A 23033-nucleotide genomic window follows, 5' to 3' on the forward strand; every position below is an offset into this window, starting at 1 on the left:
TTCCACCTTTCCTCCGTTAATTAACCCTCAGTAACAAGATCAAAAATATGCCGGACTGTATGGCTCTCAGCGTAGCCATCTTCCTCGCGTTCGCCAGACAAAGCCGTTGTAGGACAAGCTTCTACGCATTTTAAACAGCCTTTGCAGTATTGATAATCAATGCCTTGCAGGAACATTTGCGGACGTCCCTTCTTATCAGGCTGCTCATCCCAAACAAAACATAAATCAGGACATACCGTATCGCACTGCGCACAATGAATACAATCCTCTAATTTAAAATGAGGCAATAAACCGGATCTTGAAATGCTAAGATTCTTTAAAAAGCTGCTGCCAGGATTCGTAATGGTACCACCAATAGGCTGAGTTTCATAACCTAAGGCCGAAATATCAGACCGAACGAACTCAGGCATAATCGCACCTTCAGGCAAAGGGAAATGCATGAAAGTAACTTCATTAAATCCACGTTCGAAAGTAGTTAGTGCGGATTGAACAGCCTGCGGATATTTTTTGCCAAGTGATTTCTCGATAACCCCCTTCATAATTTCAGGATCCAAGAAATCACACATCCGAAACAACGCACCTAACATTGCCATGTTTACGCGGTTCTTCTCATCTAATGCGATTGATGTAGCATCAACAACTGCTATAGTTCCTGCCATCATGTTCAGGGAGGACTTCAATTCCTCTGGCGACTTAGCCGAGTTCACTAGCACCGTGCTATGATCATAAATTCCGCTAGTCACGTTGACGGTCTTTGCCAACGCTTCATGGAATATGCCTACGACGTGAGGTCGTTCTACCGGCGAAGTGTCACGAATATGTGTGTTCAAATCACAAAAACGGATATGTGCCTTTACCGCTGATCCCTTTTTCTCAGAACCATAGGATGAAAAGCTCACTCCATTCATTCCAGCACCGACAACGCCTGCTTCTGCAAGCATTTTACCAGCTAAGTTCGCGCCTAGCCCTCCAATTGATTCCAGACGAATCTCAAAAAATCCGAGTTCGTTCACTTTTGGTAACTGTACCACCGACATAGCCCCTTTCAGAATGTCATCCGTATAATATCCTTTTGACTTTTTCAACGATTGTATCTTGATTTTGCAAGTCGCGAAGTGACAAATCTTGCATTTTCCATGTGTTACCTAAGCTTATTTAGCTACTTTTATTTAGCAATAAAATTAAAAATTAAGATGTTAAATTCATCACATTCTTCATGATAAATATCACACTCCAGTGAAAAGTCACGCCTCTTCATAAAAATGTGTGTTATTTTTACTTTTCAACTAGTCCGTTTCAGGATAAACTGATGCTTGGTGTAATTTTTCGAAGACAGCTTAGGAGGCATTAATTGTGAAGTCAAACGAAGCATCATTACAGAAGAAATTGCTTCCTCGGCATATCAGCTTTATGGCGATGGGCGGAGTAATCGGTACTGGGATTTTTAAAGGAAGTTCTGAGACCATAAGCATTGCCGGACCTGCGGTAATTCTTACTTATGTATTAGCAGGCCTGCTACTCTTAGTGGTCATGGGGGCAATAGCCGAAATGGCTACGGTGTACCCGAATAGGAATATGAAGGACTTCATCCGTGAGGCTTTTGGAGAACGACTCTCCTTTATCGTGGGCTGGTTATATTGCTTCATGTGGTTGACCGTTTGTGTAATTGAAGTGCTGGCAGCGGGCAGCTTCTTGCAATACTGGTTACCGGATGTTCCTTTATGGCTGCTTAGTCTTGCAAGTGGAGCTCTAATTATCGGCATCAACATGATGAGTGTAGGTGGTTATGGAGAAACGGAGTTTTGGTTAGCCGGGATCAAAATCGCAATGATCATCATCTTCATTATCTTAGGAAGCTCATTAATTTTTGGACTGTTGCCTATGTCTGAGGCTACGCCTTACTTACACAACTTTACAGACTATGGTGGATTTCTCCCGAGAGGCTGGGCCCCCATTTTCTCTGCCCTTCTTGTCGTCATGTTCTCCTACGGTGGGTCAGAGTTGATTGGGCTAACCTTGACGGAGACACAGGATGCAGAGAAGGTCTTACCTAAGGTTGTCAAAAGCTTCATTCTGCGCGTTATTCTGTTCTATACCTTACCGATCCTAATCATCTGTGGATTAATACCCTGGAATCAACTGAATGAGCATACAAGCCCGTTTGTTCAGGTATTAGCCGCAACAGGACTTAAGGGTGCCGATCACATCATGAACTTTATTCTGATTACAGCGGTGCTCTCTGCTGCCAATTCTGGTATTTATGGCGCCACTCGGATGCTGCATTCTATGGCGTCACAGGGCGAAGCACCACGCAGCTTGGCAAAAACCTCTGCAAAAGGTGTACCCATCAACAGTCTGAAGCTCTGTGCCGTTGTTCTTGTTATTGGTTCCTTGTTAGCGTACTTCGCCCAGGATGGATTGTTCCGTTTGCTAATGGCTGTTCCAGGCTTTGTGGTTATTCTCGTATGGATCAGCATTTGTATGTCACAACTTAAACTGAGAAAATCCTATCCGAAAGAACCAACCTTTAAGGTATGGGGATTTCCTTATATAACCGTTGTTACACTGGTTTGTTTAACTGTTATCGCGGTTTCTTTTCTCTTCGATGTTCAGAACCGTATCAGTATAGGAACATGCCTAGCAGTTCTGTTGATGCTTACGATTTGGTCGTTCTTAAAATTCAAGAAAAAGAATTAAAGGTTCTAGCTCGGACCCATGTATCAAAAAGAGGTGTATCCCTTGTTCTTCACATTCGTGAAGAGAGGGATACGCCTCTTTTAATTGTTGCCGTTCAAAACGTGCTCGCAGCCACCACCATGAGCGGCCAACTTCTTCGCCGTCTTTGGTTATGAATCCATCGGACTTTTTCGTTTTGACAAAAAACAAAAAAACGCAGGAACATCACTCTCCCGCGCTTTTTTTTGTATATTCGTTTATCTAACACTAATCATGACTCCTTTACATACAATGTCTCGTGACAAATGACTATTGTAATTAATAATGGAGGGAACAGAATGTCTATGTATAATAATTCTACTATGATTTATCCCAATAGGATGAGGAATACAACTGTTGACGATAGAGAAATGGTGATGCCTCATCCTGTCGTAGTGGAGGCAAGACAAATTGCTTTGAATCAAATTTTAGTTACTTACGATCAACCTGCGGATTTAGCATCTGCAACAAATATTTCGAATTATTGGATAAGAAGTAATATGCCAAATCCAAATGACATAGCTAGTGTAGGAATGGGAGAGGCCCTTACTAGAGAGAATACAATTCGTGCTGATAAGGGTATGATAGCTGCAATTGATAATTCAAAAATGAGATTTGTTATGACCTTCAATACAAATGCTACTATGGGTGTTCTGTATATCTTGCTCCCTTGTTTTGTTAATTTAGAGGGGAGATCAGGGTACACAGGGGCAAACTGGGGGCCGTTTAGTAGAAATATGTTTATCGGACTGTAGTTATAATAATGGGATGTGTAATTTTGCAGGCACCAAGAAGTCGATCTTTGGAAATCGAGAATCTCTTTTTAAATTGCAAGCTTTAGATGTTTAAATAATTGAGATACAAGATCTTCCAGTGTGTATTAATAATACTTAATAAAAAGAGGTGTATCCCTTGTTCTTCACATTAGCGAAGAGAGGGACACGCCTCTTTTTAATTATTGCCACTCAAAACCGATTGTCTTTATCGTGGAAGATTAATTACCATAGCGGGACGGACGCCGTCACGGGCTACACTGACATTCGCATAGCTGCGAATACTGTAACTCGGTCCGACAAAAAACGCACGTGAAGGTTTGTTTCCCTGTGTTCGCAGCCACCACCAAGAGCAGCCAACTTCTTCGCCGTCTTTGATTATATAGTTATCTTTATCCGTTTTATCATATACGTATAAGCTGCATCCATCATACTTTTTCATTTTAGCAAATTCCGTGCCAACCGCACGCCGTAGTTCTTTGCCGTGTACCTCTGAGAATGCCTTTATTTCATCAACGCTAAGCAAAAAAACATTGTCCTCTGTATCTGGGGTACCCTCTCCGTTATCTGAGCAACGGGTCGTCTTTATTAATTCCTTCTCGGCAGCATTGAATGCACTGTTATAGAATTCATCGTTCAGCCACTCACGCAAATCACAGTCGTACCACGTAATATCCACGCAATCACGCCATTTAATATCTGCGCTCTTGCCGTGATACCTCTTGCATTCCAAAATGTCCTCGCTCAAAACGAACAGTCCGCTACCTGAGTTATGGAGAACACGCCATTCAATCGGCAGCGCTTTACCATCCTTCGATTGTGAATACGTGCCGAAAGTAATGATTTCACCTGGCTTAACGTTCCTGTTCGGCGCTAAAGCAAGCTTCCCCTTTTCCATTAAGTTCTCCTCCTTATTTACAAGCCTCCGAAAAAACAAAAAAACGCGGGTATATCACTCTCCCGCGTTAACACTGTTGACAGAATTAATCCTGCAAAATCTATTCAATATCCGGTCGTATATGCTCAGCGATTAACTGCTGCTTGCTAGTCCAGACCTTTTCACTTAAATTCACCCGATATACTTCGGGATTCAGCTTACGTTGATACTCCGGCCAGAATAGGTCCTTTTGCTCCCGATGATAACGGCGAACCTCATTCAAATCCGGCAAAGTATACACTTGAAATCCGTTAACGTATATCGGTTCTAGCATAGGCAATGCCTCATAACGCTCGACATACTTATGCATGTATGGATGCAGCGGATTAAACAGCTTCAACCGCGCACCGTTACGTGGAGCTTCCTCTTCTGGAAAGCAGATATAATCCGCAAGCGCTTTGCCATTTTTACCGATGATCCGGAATACGTCCTTCTTGCCAGGCGTGGATACTTTTTCAGGATTGGAGGAAATCTTGATCGTCGGGATCATTTCTCCAGTAGCGGATTCAATTTCCACCAGCTTGTAGACGCCACCCAGAGAGGGTTGGTCAGAGGCGGTGATTAGTTGTGTACCCACACCCCAAGTATCAATTGCTGCGCCTTGCAGCTTCAGATCCATGATCGTGTTCTCATCCAAATCGTTGGAAGCGACTATCTTCACATAATCCAGGCCAGCATCATCCAACATCTTACGCGCTTGACGAGATAGATAAGCCAAGTCACCGCTATCCAAACGGATACCGACCATTTTTTTACCTTGTGCCTCAAGCTTCTTGGCTGTATTGATTGCATTAGGCACCCCACTACGGAGTGTATCGAAGGTGTCGACCAATAGCGTAACTTCGTCCGGCATCACCTTAGCATAGGCATCAAAAGCCTCCTGCTCGCTGCCAAAGCTCTGAACCCAGGAATGTGCATGTGTTCCCTTGGTCGGAATACTAAACATTTTGCCTGCGAGCATGTTAGAAGTAGCATCAAAGCCGCCAATATAGGCTGCTCTAGCCCCCCACACCGCTGCATCTGCTTCTTGCGCACGCCGGGTACCAAACTCCAGCAAGATGTCATTCGGAGCCACCTGCTTAATTCGTGAAGCCTTAGTAGCGATCAACGTCTGGTAGTTCATGAAGTTCAGAATGGCTGTCTCCACCAGCTGAGCCTCCATAATTGTCCCTTCCACACGGATTAATGGCTCATCTGGAAAAATCAAAGCGCCTTCTTTCATCGAATGAACGGTTCCCTGAAAATGAAACTGCAACAGTTCCTCCAAAAAAGCGGGAGCATAGTTTTCTTCTTGCTCAGACAAATAACGGATATCATCTTCGGTAAACCGCAAGCCGCCGATATAACCAACAATACGCTCTAAACCTGCGAACACAGCATAGCCGTTACCGAAAGGTAGCTTCCGGAAATAAGCCTCAAATACAGCCTTCCGTTTATGAGTTCCATTCACCCAGTGAGCGTACATCATATTGATCTGATATTTATCAGTATGTAGCGCAAGTTCTCTTCTCAAGTCCTCATCTCCTAATATCTACGCTGCTATATGTGTATGTTCTGTTCTAGTATTATGCCTTAACAACGTCTGCTCCTAAACTTCCCCGGAAATGTTCTAACGCCCAAGTATGTCCATTTGGATTAAAGCTGGCAACTGCATCTTCGTGCACAATAATTGCAAACCCTTTGTTATATGCATCCACTGCTGTGTGCAATACACAAATATCGGTGCAGACCCCAATTAAATGAAGTTCAGTAATGCCACGCTCCCGCAGCTTTATTTCCAGATCAGTTCCACTAAAAGCGCTATAACGCGTTTTGTCCATCCAATAGATGGAATCGCGGTTGTGTTCATACACAGATTTCAAACCTCCGAACAACTCACGTCCTTCACTCCCGCTTATATTATGAGGAGGAAAAAGTTTACTCTCCGGATGGTAAGGGTCATTCTCTTCATGTAAATCCACGGCCATAACGACATAATCGCCACTTTGGACAAACTCCGACGTTAATTGGCTGATTCTAGGCTCGATATCTACGGCTGGCTGACCAACCGGCAGATTTCCGTTAACAAAATCATTCGTAAAGTCGATCACTATTAGTGCTTTCATGAGATTAATCCCCTCTCCTGATTTAAGCCACTACGTGTAGATGGATAACAAAGGCTCATGATCTGTGAACATATAGAGCTGTGCGGGACGCTGGGAGTATTGATTTGAACTAAGCGCATTTCCCTCTTCATCTCTTACTTCTTTTAATATACCCTGACGACTACGTGTTGAAGTGATTTTACGAATAAAATTCGGTTCCTTAAATTCCGGCACTACCGTTTGAATGACTTGATAGAGCTCACTAAGGGTAAAATGTCTAGGTAAAAACTGTCTTGCGATCGTAGTCTGAAGCATTTGTTGTTGAATACGCAAATATGCATCCTTGATGATATCATGGTGGTCAAAAGCGAGCTCCAGCTCTTCAAGTGCTTCCTGCAATGTAAATAAACCTACCTCGCCAGCATCATCCGAAGCTTGTCTTTGCTCCAACATCCATTCTTCTACAAGGGCAAAAAAAGCATGACTGATAATCCATCCGCGAGGGTCGCGGCCTGGTGTACTGTAAACGCCCAGATATTCCAAATGACCACCATCTACACCAGTCTCTTCTTTGAGTTCACGTGTAGCCGCAGCATAAATGGACTCATCCTCCTGACAGAATCCGCCTGGGAGAGCCCACATTCCAGCACATGGCCATTTCTTTCGTCTAATTAACATTACCTTAAGCTCACGTAAGGGAAGCGTCTTCGTGACCGTCTTACGTTCGCGTTTGGTCAGTGTAAACATTACGATGTCGGCCGGAACTCCGTCCGGTGTACGATATTTTTTGGCGTTATAGGTTTGTTCCCCATTTTCGCTCATATTTGCCCCATCCTTTTCCGAAGCTATAATTTTACTAATTCGTATCTTTAAATGTACCAAACCTTAACTTCTAAAATCAACAACTGGACATAGAAAGATTAGGATTATGTATAGTGTGAAACTTAAAGGGGCGGATCTGCATCCGCCCCCTAAACTGAGTGTGGGTTATCCGCATGTGGTCGGAGGCGCCTCGGTGCCGGCTTCCACATTTATTTTTTCCGAAACGGTATCTCTAATCACGGAAATGACAAGCTGGAGTAGATAATTGATGTCACTCTGGCTCTGCTGAAATTCGTTCACGACTGGAATGCCGTCAATTTCATCCTGCAACACTTCAATTTCACGCTCGATCTTGGCTACCATATCTTTATTTTTAAAGCTTTCGAAGGCAACAATCTCCTTCTGCTTTTTCTTAATCGTTGCAATCAGGCCTTGTACACGCTCGTGGTTCAGGATTTTTTGCTCAGCCTGCTGAAAATGCTTTACTTCTTCACTTGTCGAGATCAATGTAGCCAGTTCTTTGGCTTTACCCATAATATCCTCGCGTACGATCAAGTCACGGGTATTATAAGTCTTCATTCCATATTTATTCAAACGTTGTTCCTCTGTACTCACAAGCCATCTCCCCATTCGTATGTGATGATTAATGAACAGCAGCAGCTTCTGCCACAATATCCCCTTTGATGTACCATGTTTTGGTATCTGTAATTCTCACTTTTACAAATGTGCCAATAAGCTCCTTCGACCCTTCAAAATGGACCAGCTTGTTCGCACGGGAACGGCCAGAAAGGACTTCCGAGTTATTCTTACTCTCGCCTTCTACCAGTACCTCGACGACTTCACCTAGCATACGGTCATTAATGATCCGACTATTCTCTTTAATGAGATCATTGAGTCTTTGCAGACGTTCGCTCTTCACTGACATCGGTACATTGTCCTCCATAGCAGCTGCAGGGGTACCTTCACGAGGTGAATAAATGAACGTATATGCCATATCATACCCAACCTCGCGCACTAGCGAAAGAGTATCTTCGAATTGCTCATCCGTCTCACCAGGGAAACCAACGATAATATCGGTACTTAATACCGCATTAGGCACACTTATCTTGATCTTACGAACTAACTCCAGATAAGCTTCACGAGTATATTTGCGACTCATTTTCTTAAGTACGGCAGTACTTCCCGATTGAACCGGTAGATGGATATGCTCCACCAGGTTGCCGCCTTTGCCGAGTACTTCAATCAATTTATCGTCAAAATCACGTGGATGCGATGTCATAAAGCGGATGCGCGGAATATCAATTAAACGCATATCATCCATTAGGTCACCAAAGGTGTAATCGATGTCTGTAAAATCCTTACCGTATGCGTTTACGTTCTGCCCCAGCAAAGTCACTTCCTTGAATCCTTGACGCGCGAGCTCTCTTACTTCAGCAATAACGTCCTCCGGACGGCGGCTGCGTTCTTTTCCTCGTGTAAAAGGTACGATACAGTACGTACAGAACTTATCACAGCCATACATAATGTTTACCCAAGCCCGCATGCCTTCACGTTTTTTCGGTAAGTTCTCAATAATATCGCCCTCTTTAGACCATACCTCCACCACAAGCTCTTTACTGAATACAGCTTCTTTAATGAGGTGTGGCAGACGGTGAATATTATGCGTACCGAAGATCATATCCACGAATCCATGCTTAGACATAATTCGATTAACTACGCCTTCCTCCTGCGACATGCAGCCACACACGCCCAGCAAAAGACCTGGCTTCTCAATCTTCAAGTTCTTAAGGTGACCAAGCTCTCCAAACACCTTATCCTCGGCATTCTCGCGAATCGCACAAGTATTGAGCAGAATGAGATCCGCATGATTCCGATCATCGACGCTTTTGTAGCCCATCTGTTCCAACAGGCCCTTCATCGTTTCCGTGTCATGCTCATTCATTTGGCAGCCATAAGTCGTTATATGATAATATTTGTCTACTCCGAAATTCTGCATCTCTTCAGGAATCTCGAAATCATAATGCACTTCTATTTCTTCCTTGCCACGCCGTTTTCCTTCTTTATAATCAGGCTGGCTATTAATTTGAACGTTTCTTCCTTTAATCCGATAAGTAATCTTACCTTCTTCTTCACTAATTACCTTCGCATCGCTAAAATCAAAATATTTCGAATAATCTTTCGAACCCTTGCCGGATTTTAAGTCCGGTGAGTTATGGTTCCCCTTAGTCATGCTGTTTTCACGTCCTCTATCTCAAATGTAGCTTATTGATGTTTTAACCTAATATAAAATTATAGCACATTCTATAACATTACATCCATCTTAGATGTCCATCCCAATATGCAGTGATTTAGGTTTATCAAGTAAAAACTTAACTTGCGTATTTTTTTAAAAAATCAGGTCTATTTTACCACAGCGTGAGAGCAGAGCATACTCTCAAAGAAAATTTTAATAGGTCAGGATAATAGCGCTTCTAAAGACTTCCATAAAAAAAATACCCTGCCGACGAGCGACAGGGCCAAAATATATTCTATAAAGGGGGGTATGATATTTATATACGCCACAAAAACTGTAATGAATCACAGTTCTTGTCTGAATATCACTTTTTATGAAACTTGTAATAGGACGACTCTTGTTATATCCCTTTTGTCCCAAGTTTTTTTGCTAATTCAGTAAGATCTTGTCCTTTTAGTGCACCTTCTACTAACTGTGGCAGCAGTGCAGGTGTACACGCAAAACAGGGCGTTCCATCGCGAGTCAAAGATCTCGCCACATGCTCATCATAGAAAGGTTTGCCTTCATCAGATAAAGCCAGCAAGCACATCGTTCTAACTCCAGATTCCTTCAGATGACGCATACGACGGATTAAGCCTGCCTGGTTCCCACCTTCATAAAGATCCGAAATAACGATAAATAATGTCTTCTTCGGTTGATCGATAAACTGTTCGCAATAAGCAACAGACTTTTGTATATCTGTACCGCCACCTAACTGAATCCCGAATAACATGTCAACAGGATCGTTCGCACATTGCTCTGTCAGATCAACGACCTCTGTATCAAATACAACTACTCGGGTACTTAGCGATGGGATGCTTGCAAAAATAGAACCAACTACTGAAGCCCAAATAATTGATTCTGCCATAGAACCACTCTGATCGATATCCACAATGACTGTCCATTCCTTACTTCGTCTTGCCCGATCATAAAAGTAGAATCTCTCAGGGATAATCTGTTGTCGCTCTGCATCATAATGCTTCAGATTGCGTTTTATCGTCCGTGTCCAGTCTATACCACTAAGTGACGGTAATGGAGAATGCTCTCTGCGATTCAGTGCACCCGTCACCGCCCGACGCAGATCTTCCTCCATACGCTTTACAAGATCATCCACAACCGCCTTCACTAACAGGCGAGCCGTATCTTTTGTCTTCTCAGGAATTTTCCCTTTTAGCGAAAGTAGTGTACCTACTAGCTGTATATCAGGCTTCACTGTTGCCAGAACTTCCGACTCAAACAATAATTGCTTCCAGCCCTTCCGCTCCATCGCATCATGTTGAATAACCGATACGATATCCTCTGGGAAGAAATTGCGAACATCTCCTAACCATTTTGCCAACCGGGGTGCAGATTTACCTGATCCCGCTCCTCTTTGTCCTGTAGCCGAAGAGTTAGCAGCACCACTATTTACGATATCGCTCGTCTCATCATAGATAGCAGCCAGTGCTTGGTCCATGATGAGTTCATCTTCAGACAGGTGAATACTTGCGTTTCCGCTAGAAACCGTCAATTGCTCTTCTGCAGACTGACCAAGAATAAGGCGCCACCGAGCTACAACACTTGAATCCACGGATGTACTCATCGTCATATATCTCCAAAGTCAAATTCATTCAAATCCTCAATCATCTTCGCTTCGGCCTCCTTCAGCTCACCCGTCAGAATCTCAGCAGCCTGCTCGGTATTCACGCCCCACAACTCCCCTAGAAGTTCGGCAATCATCGTCTTTTCTCTTCGTTCAAAGGTGCTGAAAGCACGCCGTAAAAATACTAATGCACGTACAAATTCTTCATCATCTAATGAATTAATATACTCATTCAATTGTTCCCACAGACTTAATCGAGACAACAGTACATATCGATTACGCATAGACATCCCTTCGAACCAGCCTGCTCCAAGTTCTGCGGGTATACCTGGCGACAGGCGCCTCGATACTTCTTCTGAACATTGCTGTGCAGTCATCGCATTACGCTCCAATAAAATGGAACACGCCACTCCAGATAAACGCGGATTGCAGTCATCCCTCTCTGACAAGTGTTTCAGCTCTTGTATCCACAACAGCTCATCTAATTCCTCACTATGCGCAATAGCTGCCTGATTCAGTATGTTCATAGCTTTAAGCATCTCACCTGAAGCCTCATCGTTACATTGGCTCGCATCCAGCAAGAACAGACAGGCTCGTCTGAACAGTTGTTCAAGCAAAGGAATGAGCGGCTTGGTATCAATCCGTCGAACATCGCCATATTGAATCAGAAGAGATAACTCATGAATGGAAGCAGCAATCTGCACCACATCTCGAGTATCAACAGCTAGACGCTGAAGCGTCTGCCGTCCGGCTTCCATCTGGTGTATCATTCCACACTCATAAGCCGTTCGAATAAGTGCTGACGCTTCCGCAATGGTACTGCTGCCATCTAATTTTTGTTGCAATACATAAGCTGAAGCAATCTCAATTGTTTCCCCAAGTAGCGTAGATTCAACGACCTGGATCTCAACTTCAGGAGACCACTTCATTACCCAATGCTCTGCCCACGTTGCGCCAGTCTGACCACTTGCTCTTATGTTCACTAGATCGATCCCAAGTAATCTGAGCCTATGAAAAAGAAAGGAACGATTTAAGTCTAAATAAGCTGCTTCCTCAGAAGATACTCTTCGGTTCTCTCGGAGATCTAGTTCAAGATCATTTGCCACTGGGGTTTTATATTTCTCAAGCTTCAAGCGCTTTAATTGCCGATTCAGATCATCTTGAATCGGCGTCTGACTAATCCCCTCTGCCAACTCACCAATAGCAGTACCGATATCTGTACGAGCAAGCGCTTCTGCGATCACACTTAGCTCTCCACGCCCCAGTAAAGTCAGCGCAGCATCTCTTAGATCTCTTAACGTCGGAGCACTTCCACCGTGAAGGGCAGCTAATGATTCAGCTAAGCGAACGGCTTCGATAATTTCCGCTGTGGAACGGTGTGTCCCTGTATTACGCAAGTATCTGGCTACGGTAGACAGATAATGATTCGGCAAGTCTTCAAGTGAGCCATTCATCATACGTTCCCACATCATTTGATAATAATGAGGAGCGAGGTTACCTGCTCCGTAGCCAGACAAAGAAGATAACTTATAGTACGTGTAGGGCATAAGTGTTAGCTTCGAATTTAGAGAAGGAAGAGCATCTATTTCCTCATCCGACATACCAGATGCCAGATCAACAAGCGCCGCTGCATGGTATGCTCCACATACAACAACGATCTTATTTGGTTGATGGCCAGCAGCGATTGTATCCTGAATCTGACGACGCATATAAGCTTCACGTATCGTATTGTGTGCATATTCTACTATGTTGTTATGTCTCTCATTTTCTTCAGAAATCTGACGCATTTGGGATGAGAAAGAAATAATTGCTTCCTGATATGCACCTTTGTTAGTGTTGTGTTCGAAATTGCGCTCCCAATACATATCATAATCAAGCTCACCAGCCAGCTCAGCTACTCTATCATATAGAGATGCTTCTTCAGCAGCCTTCTCAACCGTATTGTTAACTTCAGATTCATCGCTCTGTTCAACAGAATCTCTACTTTTGGTTCGTATATCCTGTAACGCGATGACCACTGATGAAGGTAAATCTATAAAAGCTGTATATGCCCCTTGCTGCTCCGCCCATCTCATCGCTTGATATTCGGGGGAATATAGCGCAAGCGGCCAAAGGGCTGTACGCACAGGAACTTCCTCCGTAAAAGCTAGAATGGCAATAGGAGGTTTGGTTGTCATGTTGATGACATGGCGAATCTCAGGTGTGGCATCCGATGGACCCTCAATTAACACAGCTGTGGGCTCTATTTCATGAAGGAAGCTCAATAGATGCTGCGCACCACCAGGAGACAAATGCCGCACCCCAAAAATATGCACGCCAGCTCCAGTAGTTTCGCTCTCCACTAGTTCATCTCCTTACAAGCCGTATATAACCCCCGCCAATCTGCGCCACGTTTTTTCATAATATTGTCGAGATACTCTCTCCAGACAAGTTGATCCTTATCATCATCTTTCACAATGGCACCTTGCAGCCCTGCGGCCAGATCTTCGTCCGTCAGTTCTCCATTACCGAAGCTTGCAGCCAGCGCCATACTATTCGTTAAGAGCGAGATCGCTTCAGCTGTGGAAATCACACCTGCTGGAGACTTCACCTTCTCCTTCTTATCCAATGTCATCCCGCTACGCAACTCACGGAAGATGGTCACGACCTTATGTAAAGCTTCGTCTGCAGGGAGCGACGCTTGCAAATCGTAGGAAGAGGCAATTTCACGAACTCGTTTCTTCACAATCTCAACTTCAGTATACAAATCCGCAGGGGCTGGAAGGACGATAATATTAAATCGTCGCTTCAAGGCAGTTGACATGTCATTTACTCCACGGTCTCTCGTATTAGCTGTTGCAATGATCGAGAAGCCTTTGCGCGCACTCATCTCCTTACCTAGCTCAGGAACGGATATCGTCTTCTCCGATAAGATGGATATCAACGCATCCTGTACCTCAGATGCACAACGAGATATCTCCTCAAAACGTGCAATGCCCCCATCCTCCATCGCTCGCATAATAGGGCTCTTCACTAGCGCTTCCGGCGTAGGGCCTTGTGCAAGCAGCATTGCGTAGTTCCACGAATAGCGCACCTGCTCTTCACTCGTACCCGCAGTACCTTGTACGACAAGTCCTGATTGTCCATATATAGCAGCTGATAAATTCTCAGATAACCATGACTTTGCTGTACCCGGCTCACCGATTAATAGCAGTGCACGATCAGTTACCAGTGTGGCTATCGCCATCTCTATTAATCGTTTATTACCAATGTACTTAGGTGTAATGTCGGTACTCCCTGCTTTACCACCAACGATAAACTTCAGTACTGATTGGGGCGACATCTGCCATCCTGCTGGAACCTTACCAGTGTCCGCTTTACGAAGCGCTTCCAACTCATGCTCATACAGTCTTTCTGCTGGAAGCCTCATAATATCTTGTAATAGTTCTTGACTCATCGTTAGCTACACCTCTTCATTTGGGTTTGATGGTCCTTGCATGAGACGAATGACATACTCAAGTTGTTCTTCTGCAACCTCACTAAATCGAGGTAGAACAGTTATTATTCGACTCGCAAAACTCGCTGGAAGCTGACATAGCTGTTCAAATGTATACGGTTCAATTAATCGACATTCTGTATTTCTATCATCTTCCAAAGCCACTAGGAGAGCTTCTTGCAAATGTTGTTTATTTATCCCTGTACGTGCTAAGCCCATCAAGAGAATATTGGAAAACCGATGGCGGAATTCAGGATTATCGGTCAATTTACGAAGTAAATACTGCATTGCTTCGGCATGTCCCGGCCTTGCAAAGGCACTGACCAGTTCGTATTGATCCAGCTCTATAAAAGCATCAAGCCACCGTGAATCCCATTGAAGAGCCAGTACCTCGGGCGGCTGCATTTCGATCTTATACATATATTGAATCTGGTCTACAGGTGAATTCCAAACTGCATCATAAGTCCCATGATATCGTTGAACTACAACTTCAGATATGGTGCGTAGCAGTTGCTGCGCCATTGAAGAAGCATGGCTAGTTGAAGATGGCGCATAATGCTTTAGAACTTCAACATATTGTTCATACACACGCTCTGGTGACAAGTAGAGATACGCATCTTTAAAAACATCATTCACATATCTTCTATTGTTTCTATAGTAGACAAGATCACGCTCAAGTGTTTGCTGTAATATACGTCTCGCTTCGATAGAATCTATCTGTCTAAAATAGGAGTTTGCTTCCTCGATCAATGAATTCCACTTTAGCTGATTCATATATAATGGATACTGCTCGAGAACATTAAAATATAGTTTCTCTAGTTCAGGACTGCGTTTGTAAGATAAAACCCGAAGATACTGGACTACCTTATTCCATAATCCGTCTTTCTTCTTCGTATCGCCCATAATCTCTGAGACAGTTTGAAGCATATCTGATAACTCTACAACAAGTCGTTTTGTGAGCTCTTGGGCTTGACATTGTCTCAATGCAGGAACTACAAGTTCACTATCTTTTCCCGTAAATGCCTCATGCAGCCGGTTCACCGCATTTACCGAGTCGCTCTTAGCCAGCGCATTATAGGCAGCTTCGCGAATCTTTTTCTTCTTATCTGTACTCCAAGCCAGTAATTCGATTTCATATTGTCCCTGACCTGCGAGCAGAGAAATAGCCATGGCTCGAACATCTTCTGATCCTGAATCTGCAGCTTGATAGATCAGATCCTGAACGCTATCACCACCTAATACTGCGATCACGTACAGCTTTCTCGTCTCTACTATTCCTCCAGCAGGATCAAATTGATCGATAAGGATCGGAATAATCTGAGGCCCATAAGCTGGCAGGATCTGCTTCATCACAAGCTCGGCGATCTCAACATATGGATCTTGGAGGGCTGCTAACGCGGGATGAATCATTCGAAGATCTTGAAACAATCCTGTCTCAAAAGCTTCCTTGATAATCTCATATCGTCCTCCCCCGCGAGTCTTTAATGCCGTCTGTACCGCTGACAGCTTACGATATGAAAACTGAGTAGGCAATCTCACCGGATGGACTTCCACCTCAAGCAGTTCACCATCAGGCGAGGTCGCTCCCTGTGTATATAGCACCGAGCTAAGCAGCACACTGAGCTCCTGTAGGTTCTGAGCAGAGGAAGATCCCTCGGAATGATCTGGTTCAATGACCGCAACGATTCCCTCTCCTAACCTTTTGAATATGGGAGCACGTTCACCTAACTGTTGAAACTGTGGCAATAGCCGCTTTAAGCGGAAATCCTCAGCAGCGAGCTCACTTCCAGCTATATACAGCCGGTTTACTTCTTGATGAAGCTCTTGTAGTAAAGCTGTACTCATGGATATTCCTCCCAAAGTTTATGTGAAACTTATGCTTTCTTAATTTTTTTAATATAAGAGACGGATCATCTCCATCCCTTTGATAAGGGTTAACGGTTGTGCTTTCAATCGTCCTGTATCGAGTTGATGTTCAAACATAAGCAGCATCGTAGTATCCGATAATTCTTCGAGTGTAAAGTATTGTAACAGTGCAAGTGTATCCTGCTCGAGTGCTACTATTTGGTCTAACACCAAATGCTGGCCCGATTCGTCCGTAATGACGAACTGATCTTGCTGAGATTTGCTAATCTTATTCACATGCAGCAGCAACACAGGATTCTTGTCCGCTAGCGGATTCTTCAACTGATTTTTTATCTGCTTGAAGCTGTCGGAATAAGAATGAACTGCCTTAGAAACGATCCACTCTACATCCTGATTAGTCAGAGGCCGTGTTGACATATTCTCGAAACGAACTCTCCGGTTCCGGTCACCAGGATAACGATAGAAGGAAGGAATAAGTGCAACATCAGTGAAGCTATCTTCTTCATGAATATACTTAGCTGCTTTATAAGGACGATATTGGAGCGTACGATGTATATCACCTGTAGATTTTTCTATCCAGTAGCCGAGGTCTACATATTCCTGTCTGGCTTCATCATCATAGCTGAGGAATGAAAGCTGGATCAGCTCTACATCTGAGCTCATCAGACCGCATTCCTTAAGCTCCGTTAGCTGCCAAGCATGACCAAGCCATTCTTCAATCGTAGATTCATGATTCAAAGACATATCCGGATCTTCCAGCTTCATAGTTAAATGAGCGCGCCCTTTCTTAATGAACGCATGAATTCGGGTTAGCTGCTCTATTGCTAATGAATAAGTTTTCTCACGATTGTCAGAAGAAGAGAGCAATAAAGCTAATCGTCTTAATTCAATTTGTGCACCAGTTAAGTAATAATTGCCCATCATCTTCACGTGCACCTGAATATCCTTTACACCTTTGGCGTCTATTGTTCCAAGTCCTGCACGTATAAGCGATTGGGTCAATTTCTCCAGTACAGCCAAGCCCTCCAGTTGAGCTCCAATCTTTTTCTTAAGTGCGGACTTGTTCACTTTCTTGGGCTTAACATTAGCCCCTTCCGCAGCAAGCTCAGATTTTCGTTCTTCACGCTTACTCATCTTTTCTCGTTTAACAGCAAGATCTTCAGGAATCGTTGCAGATACGAAAGTCTCCTTGCCTACATAGGCATATAGCAATCCGAGGACATGCTTACAAGGAATCTGCCTACTTGGACAAGTACAACGCATCACCGGTTTGTCAGAAACAACAAAATCAGCAGAAGGATAATAGTTGCTGCTACCGCTACCACCACATTCACCAAACAGAACCACGCCGTCTTCCGACTGATTCAATTGGACGAATCGTCTCTTCTTAACTAGTCCTTGCCCGTTCTTAATTGCTGCACTGTTCGGTGCTAGAGTATCTATGAAGACTTCTGTGATATCTATCAACCCATATCCTCCTTACCTATTACGCTTTTTAATATCTATGATAATATTAGCCCTTAATGAAAATTATTCTAAAAACAGAGCTGTCCATAACCCGCTGTTCTTTCCCTTTAGTATAGAGTTTTTGTCGATTCAGCTGTGAATGGAATGATCTCGTCTATTGCTCCACTTTGAACTTTGGCAGGCCAAGCCGGATCGCTTATTAATGCTCTGCCAACAGCAACCAAATCAAATTCCTCACGGTCCATTCTTTCTAGTAATTCATTAATGTTATCTTCTGTCTTCTGAGCTGAGTCTTCTGCAAAAAAATCACTGTGAAGACCGATAGAACCCACCGTAATTGATGGTTTCCCCGTGATTTTCTTGGTCCACCCTGCGAGATTAAGCTCAGATCCCTCAAATTCAGGTTGGCTGAAGCGACGAGTGGAGCAGTGGAAAATATCAACGCCAGCATCGCTAAGTGGAGTAAGGAATCTTTCGAGCTCATCTGCATTTTTTGCCAGCTTCTCATCATAGGCACCCAATTTCCATTGAGAGAAGCGTAGCACGATCGGAAAATCTGGCCCAACCGCTTTACGGCACGCTTCAATAACCTCTACTGCAAATGTAGTTCTACCAACCAAATCGCCACCGTAACGATCGGTACGTTTGTTCGTTCCTTCCCAGAAGAACTGGTCTATCAGATAACCATGTGCACCATGAATCTCGATACCATCAAAACCCACTTTTTTCGCGTTCGCTGCCGCTTGAGCAAATGCTGAGACTAAGCTTTCAACTTCAGCTGTAGTCAGTGGCTCAGTCACAGGTTCTCCTGCTAAATTCAGACCCGAAGGGCCAATAGGAAGGGCTTCAACATTAGGGCCTTCCCCTATAGTTCGCGCCATACCCACATGCCATAATTGGGGGATGATCTTACCTCCAGCAGCGTGAACTTCTTCTACTACCTGCTTCCAGCCCTCTAAAGCTGCTTCTTCATGTATATTGGGAATATTGGCGTGGCTGACTGCCGAAGGATGATTAATAGCTGTACCTTCGGTAACGATCAATCCTACTCCACCTTCTGCCCGTCTACGGTAATATGCGGCAACATTACTTCCTGGTACACCATCCGGTGAGTATACCCGAGTCATCGGCGCCATGACGATTCGGTTTGACAGCGAAAGATTCCCCACTTGAATAGGTGAAAATAATAGCTCAGTGTTCATACATATTACCTCCAATTGATTATTTGATTACTTTAAGTAAGGCTAATTATCTCCCCAGAAGATGGAAAATGCAAATTTTTAAGATCTTTGTGTAAGAAAAAATCATAAAAAAAACCGGACCTCGCAAAATCTGCGAACGCCCGGTTTTCATCCCATTACGAACTTTTTAAACCTCAAGAATACCAGCTTTTGGAGTTACTCCAAACGCCTTAGCTAAATCCCACAGTTGCTGATCCGTGATCTTTTGCTTAATTTCTCTTCCGCCAATCAAGTTGTAGATCGTAGCAGCCTTTTCTACAGTCTCAACTAGACCAAAGGTGGCATCCATAGTGGAGCCAGTGCCAAAAATCCCGTGCTGCGGCCAGATGACCAGGCGGTGATCCTTCATTTTCTTCGCGGTTTCGCGGCCGATTTCACTGCTGCCAGGAACAATCCATGGAATGACACTAACGCCATCCGGGAAAACAACAAGGCACTCTGTGCACATTTCCCAAAGCGTCTTCGTGAACTTCAATTCATCCAGATCATGCGTGAAGGTCATCGCGATAACATTCGTAGCGTGTGTATGCAATACGATACGGTGCGTAGGGTCCACCTTCAGTCGCTCAATATGGCTCATGAAATGGGAAGCCAATTCACTAGTAGGTACAGCGCCGTTCCGTAATCCCCATAACACTTCTACGCTTTCACCATTGGCACTAACACGAAGCACACCGAGATTAGCTTCCGGATCTTTGATCACATTTCTGAAATACTTGCCAGAACCTGTCACGATGAAGTATTTGCCGGCTAATTCTTTTACAGGGAAGGTAAGTTTAATGGTGCGTAGTGGCTCTAGAACGTTAATATATTTAGCAACCTCATTCTCATCCAGCAGATAGCTGACATTACCGCCATTCAGCTCATCCCAGCCAAGCTCCCACATATGACGGGTAATCTCTGACATTTCCTGAATAAATGGAGCCTCACTACTGGCAATATACCCTTTGGATTCTAAAACAGATGTACTCATTGTCAATCTCTCCTTTGTATATGTTGCTCTCCACATCCACTCTAACACTCTATCTTGCAGACAGAACTTCCTGCTCATAACGCTTCACTTCAGCCAGCCATTGCTCACGAACGGGTGTATCTTGCGATGCACAATAATAATCCCACACGGCTCCAAACGGATACGATTTGAATTCTTCCACCAACGCTAGTCGTGAAGTGTAATCACCAAGCCGCTCGATTCGCTTCAATTCTTCCACCGGTTCGAGCATTGCGCGAAGTAACGCCTTAATGGTATTACGTGTACCAATCACCCAAGCAGCGATATGATTAATACTGCCATCAAAGAAATCAAGTCCGACATTCGTTCGGGAGAGTAAATCCCCACGTACCAATTCACGGGCGATTTCTAGCAGCTCGTCATCCATAGTTACAACGTGGTCACTGTCCCAACGGACGGGTCTGCTTACATGCAGCAGCAGCTGCTCACTAAACATAAGAATCGAAGATAGCTTATTTGAGATCATCTCAGTAGGATGGAAATGTCCGGCATCCAAACAGATGGCTTTGCCGCGAGTTAAACCATAGCCCATATAGAACTCATGTGAACCAACCACATAACTCTCAGAACCGATTCCGAACAATTTACTTTCTACAGCATCAATATTATAAAGAGGATTTATTTCCACACTAAAAATCTCATCCAGTGACTCCTTTAACCGCACTCTTGGACCTAAACGATCAACTGGTGTATCTTTATATCCGTCTGGTACCCAAAAGTTAGTCACGCACGGTTGACCCAGTTCTTTACCAAAATGCGCGGCAATCGTCCGAGAAGCCTTACAATGCTTAATCCAGAAGTTACGAATCTCATCGTCCGAGTGACTTAGCGTAAAACCGTCTGCAGCTTTAGGATGTGAGAAGCAAGTAGGATTAAAATCAAGACCCAGCCCCTGCTCCTTCGCCCAGTCTACCCAAGATTGGAAATGGCGTGGCTCCAATTCATCTAAATCAACTTTTTCATCTGTATCTGCATAGATCGCATGTAAATTTACTTTATGCTTGCCTGGAATGAGGGATAGTGCCTTTTCTAAATCTTGGCGCAATTGATCTGGCGTGCCAGCTCGACCGGGATAACTTCCTGTTACTGCTATTCCCCCGCTTAGTTCTTTATCTTTAAAAAGAAACCCTTGTACATCATCGCCCTGCCAGCAATGGATGGAAATCTTAATTTGCGCGAGCCGCTCCAGCACTTTCTCCACATCAATCCCATGGGCTGCGTATAATTTTTTGGCTTCATTATAGCTAGTGATAATACTCTGATCCATGCTGTAGTTCCTCCTAAAATCATATAGCGTAAGTTTAATTAGATTTGATGTTGTATTTTGGACAACTGAAGCTCTTTCCAGCGAATTAGAATGTCTTCAAGATGGGCGGTCGGGCGCGGTGTATACGCCTTTATCTCAAATGATTCGGCGATAATATCTCTTGCTTCATTAATATCAGTTATGCTTCCCGTGCTAATCATCTGCACCACTATATTACCAAGTGCTGTGGATTCCGTTGGGCCAGCCTTAACTTCTCTGCCTATAACATCAGCAGTCAGTTGGCATAACAGGCTGTTGTTAGCACCCCCACCCACAATTTGCAGAACCTCGATTCGGCTTTCTAATAGTTCTTCTAGTTCTTCCAAGTAAGTAAGGTACGATAATGCTAAGCTGTCAAAAATACAGCGAGCCAACTGACCTGGCGTCTCAGGAACAGGCTGCCCGCTCTCTGCGCAGGCATTACGAATCTCTTCTATCATATTTGAAGGATTGAGAAATCTCGGGTCATTACAAGAGATCAGGCTTCGGAAACCTTCCTCTCCCTCTGCAAGCTCGGCTAGCTCCGCAAAGCTATATCGTTCGTTCATCAACCTGCGAACCTCTTGGATGAGCCATAGGCCCATAATATTTTTGAGGAATCTGTAGGTTCCGTATGCGCCCCACTCATTGGTATAGTTGGCCTCCATGGCTTTCATAGAATTAAGAGGCTGAGTTCGTTCCACACCGAGTAAAGACCATGTTCCGCTGCTAATATACGCTGAGTTCTTTTGGAGAGGAGCACCCAGCACTGCAGAAGCTGTATCATGTGTGGCTACACAGATCAGTAGGCAATCCGGAAGATCATATTCCTGAATTAGTGCTTCATCGAGGGGGCCAATAATTACTCCAGGTTCAGTCAATATAGCGAATTGATCTCTTTTAATATTCAGAAAATCCAACAGGTTATCGTCGAAATCTCGACTCTCTAGATTCAATAACTGAGTTGAAGATGCGTTAGTAACCTCATTGATCTTGCGACCCGTTAATCTGTAATACAGATAATCAGGCACGAGTAAGATTTGATCCGCTTGGGCTATTTCTTCTTCACTGTGAACATAAAGCTGATACAACGTATTAAAAGATAACTGTTGAATACCCGTCTTTTCATATATGGTTTGAGGTGAAATGTGCTTTGCTACCTTATCCATAGCCAGATCGGTTCTACGATCACGATAAGCGTAAACTTCCTGGATACGATGCCCTTCCGCATCCACGAGTACATAATCTACAGCCCATGTATCTATACCCAGCGTACAAGCTTTAATTCCTTGAGCCTTGGCTTTCTGAAGCCCTATAATAATCTGCTCGAATAAATAATCTATGTCCCAGAAACAAGAATCCTCTTGTTCTATAAAACGATTGCTAAACCGATGAAGCTCCTCTAAGGTGAGGACGCCCTCTTGCAGTATTCCGCGTACTAACCGCCCACTAGAGGCACCAATATCAACGGCGATATGATTATTCATAAAGAATCTCCTAAA

At 43.9% G+C, this 23033-nt stretch carries 18 protein-coding genes; 2 read left to right on the plus strand and 16 right to left on the minus strand.

All coding sequences use genetic code 11. The features are described from left to right. Positions 1–20 precede the first annotated feature (20 nt). Entirely contained in the window at positions 21–1031 is a 1011-nt protein-coding gene (locus H70737_RS16725; RefSeq protein ID WP_042188948.1) for a 2-oxoacid:acceptor oxidoreductase family protein, read from the minus strand. A 322-nt stretch (positions 1032–1353) separates the two neighbouring features. Between H70737_RS16725 and H70737_RS16730 the strand changes: the two genes are divergently transcribed. Then, the gene (locus H70737_RS16730; protein WP_042188951.1) at positions 1354–2697 is read left to right on the plus strand and encodes an amino acid permease; all 1344 of its coding nucleotides are present in this window, start codon (positions 1354–1356) and stop codon (positions 2695–2697) included. A gap of 317 nt (positions 2698–3014) precedes the next feature. Next, entirely contained in the window at positions 3015–3470 is a 456-nt protein-coding gene (locus H70737_RS16740) for a hypothetical protein (RefSeq protein ID WP_331281383.1), read from the plus strand. Between the two features lie 226 nt (positions 3471–3696). Here the strand turns inward: H70737_RS16740 and H70737_RS16745 are convergent, their stop codons facing one another. The 15 genes from H70737_RS16745 to rhaB all read right to left on the minus strand — a co-directional run bounded on the left by H70737_RS16745 (position 3697) and on the right by rhaB (position 23018). Further along, on the minus strand, positions 3697–4386 hold the full coding sequence (locus H70737_RS16745; RefSeq protein ID WP_042188953.1) for a DUF6273 domain-containing protein: 690 nt from the start codon (positions 4384–4386) through the stop codon (positions 3697–3699). A 100-nt stretch (positions 4387–4486) separates the two neighbouring features. Next, positions 4487–5938: a nicotinate phosphoribosyltransferase gene (locus H70737_RS16750; protein WP_076283476.1), complete on the minus strand. Its 1452-nt coding sequence runs from the start codon at positions 5936–5938 to the stop codon at positions 4487–4489. Between the two features lie 52 nt (positions 5939–5990). Continuing rightward, positions 5991–6530 (minus strand): cysteine hydrolase family protein, encoded by a 540-nt coding sequence (locus H70737_RS16755; protein WP_042188955.1) that lies wholly within the window; start codon positions 6528–6530, stop codon positions 5991–5993. Between the two features lie 30 nt (positions 6531–6560). Beyond that, positions 6561–7331, minus strand: coding sequence for an NUDIX domain-containing protein (locus tag H70737_RS16760; RefSeq protein WP_042128449.1), 771 nt, complete (start codon positions 7329–7331; stop codon positions 6561–6563). 165 nt (positions 7332–7496) lie between these two features. Continuing rightward, a complete protein-coding gene (locus H70737_RS16765) occupies positions 7497–7946 on the minus strand; it encodes a YlbF/YmcA family competence regulator (protein WP_042188957.1) in 450 nt (149 codons plus the stop codon). 28 nt (positions 7947–7974) lie between these two features. Further along, complete coding sequence (gene miaB, locus H70737_RS16770) at positions 7975–9561, minus strand: tRNA (N6-isopentenyl adenosine(37)-C2)-methylthiotransferase MiaB (protein ID WP_042188958.1); 1587 nt, start codon at positions 9559–9561, stop codon at positions 7975–7977. 403 nt (positions 9562–9964) lie between these two features. Then, complete coding sequence (locus tag H70737_RS16775) at positions 9965–11185, minus strand: VWA domain-containing protein (RefSeq protein ID WP_042188960.1); 1221 nt, start codon at positions 11183–11185, stop codon at positions 9965–9967. A gap of 2 nt (positions 11186–11187) precedes the next feature. Continuing rightward, a complete protein-coding gene (locus H70737_RS16780; protein WP_042188962.1) occupies positions 11188–13527 on the minus strand; it encodes a DUF5682 family protein in 2340 nt (779 codons plus the stop codon). Then, on the minus strand, positions 13527–14621 hold the full coding sequence (locus tag H70737_RS16785; RefSeq protein ID WP_042188963.1) for an ATP-binding protein: 1095 nt from the start codon (positions 14619–14621) through the stop codon (positions 13527–13529). The genes H70737_RS16780 and H70737_RS16785 overlap by 1 nt, the downstream gene beginning before the upstream one ends. Positions 14622–14627: 6 nt before the next feature. Further along, positions 14628–16505 carry a HEAT repeat domain-containing protein gene (locus tag H70737_RS16790; RefSeq protein ID WP_042188964.1) on the minus strand — a complete coding sequence of 626 codons (1878 nt, stop codon included), beginning with the start codon at positions 16503–16505 and terminating at the stop codon, positions 14628–14630. Positions 16506–16553: 48 nt separating this feature from the next. Beyond that, positions 16554–17993 carry an SWIM zinc finger family protein gene (locus H70737_RS16795; RefSeq protein ID WP_042188969.1) on the minus strand — a complete coding sequence of 480 codons (1440 nt, stop codon included), beginning with the start codon at positions 17991–17993 and terminating at the stop codon, positions 16554–16556. A 107-nt stretch (positions 17994–18100) separates the two neighbouring features. Beyond that, on the minus strand, positions 18101–19195 hold the full coding sequence (locus tag H70737_RS16800; protein ID WP_042188971.1) for an NADH:flavin oxidoreductase: 1095 nt from the start codon (positions 19193–19195) through the stop codon (positions 18101–18103). Between the two features lie 166 nt (positions 19196–19361). Beyond that, complete coding sequence (gene rhaD, locus H70737_RS16805) at positions 19362–20207, minus strand: rhamnulose-1-phosphate aldolase (protein ID WP_042128469.1); 846 nt, start codon at positions 20205–20207, stop codon at positions 19362–19364. Between the two features lie 49 nt (positions 20208–20256). Beyond that, positions 20257–21513 (minus strand): L-rhamnose isomerase, encoded by a 1257-nt coding sequence (gene rhaA / locus H70737_RS16810; protein ID WP_042188976.1) that lies wholly within the window; start codon positions 21511–21513, stop codon positions 20257–20259. Between the two features lie 38 nt (positions 21514–21551). Next, on the minus strand, positions 21552–23018 hold the full coding sequence (rhaB, locus tag H70737_RS16815; protein WP_042188977.1) for a rhamnulokinase: 1467 nt from the start codon (positions 23016–23018) through the stop codon (positions 21552–21554). Positions 23019–23033 lie beyond the last annotated feature (15 nt).

It is taken from the genome of Paenibacillus sp. FSL H7-0737 (assembly GCF_000758545.1).
Taxonomy (GTDB): Bacteria; Bacillota; Bacilli; order Paenibacillales; family Paenibacillaceae; genus Paenibacillus_AQ.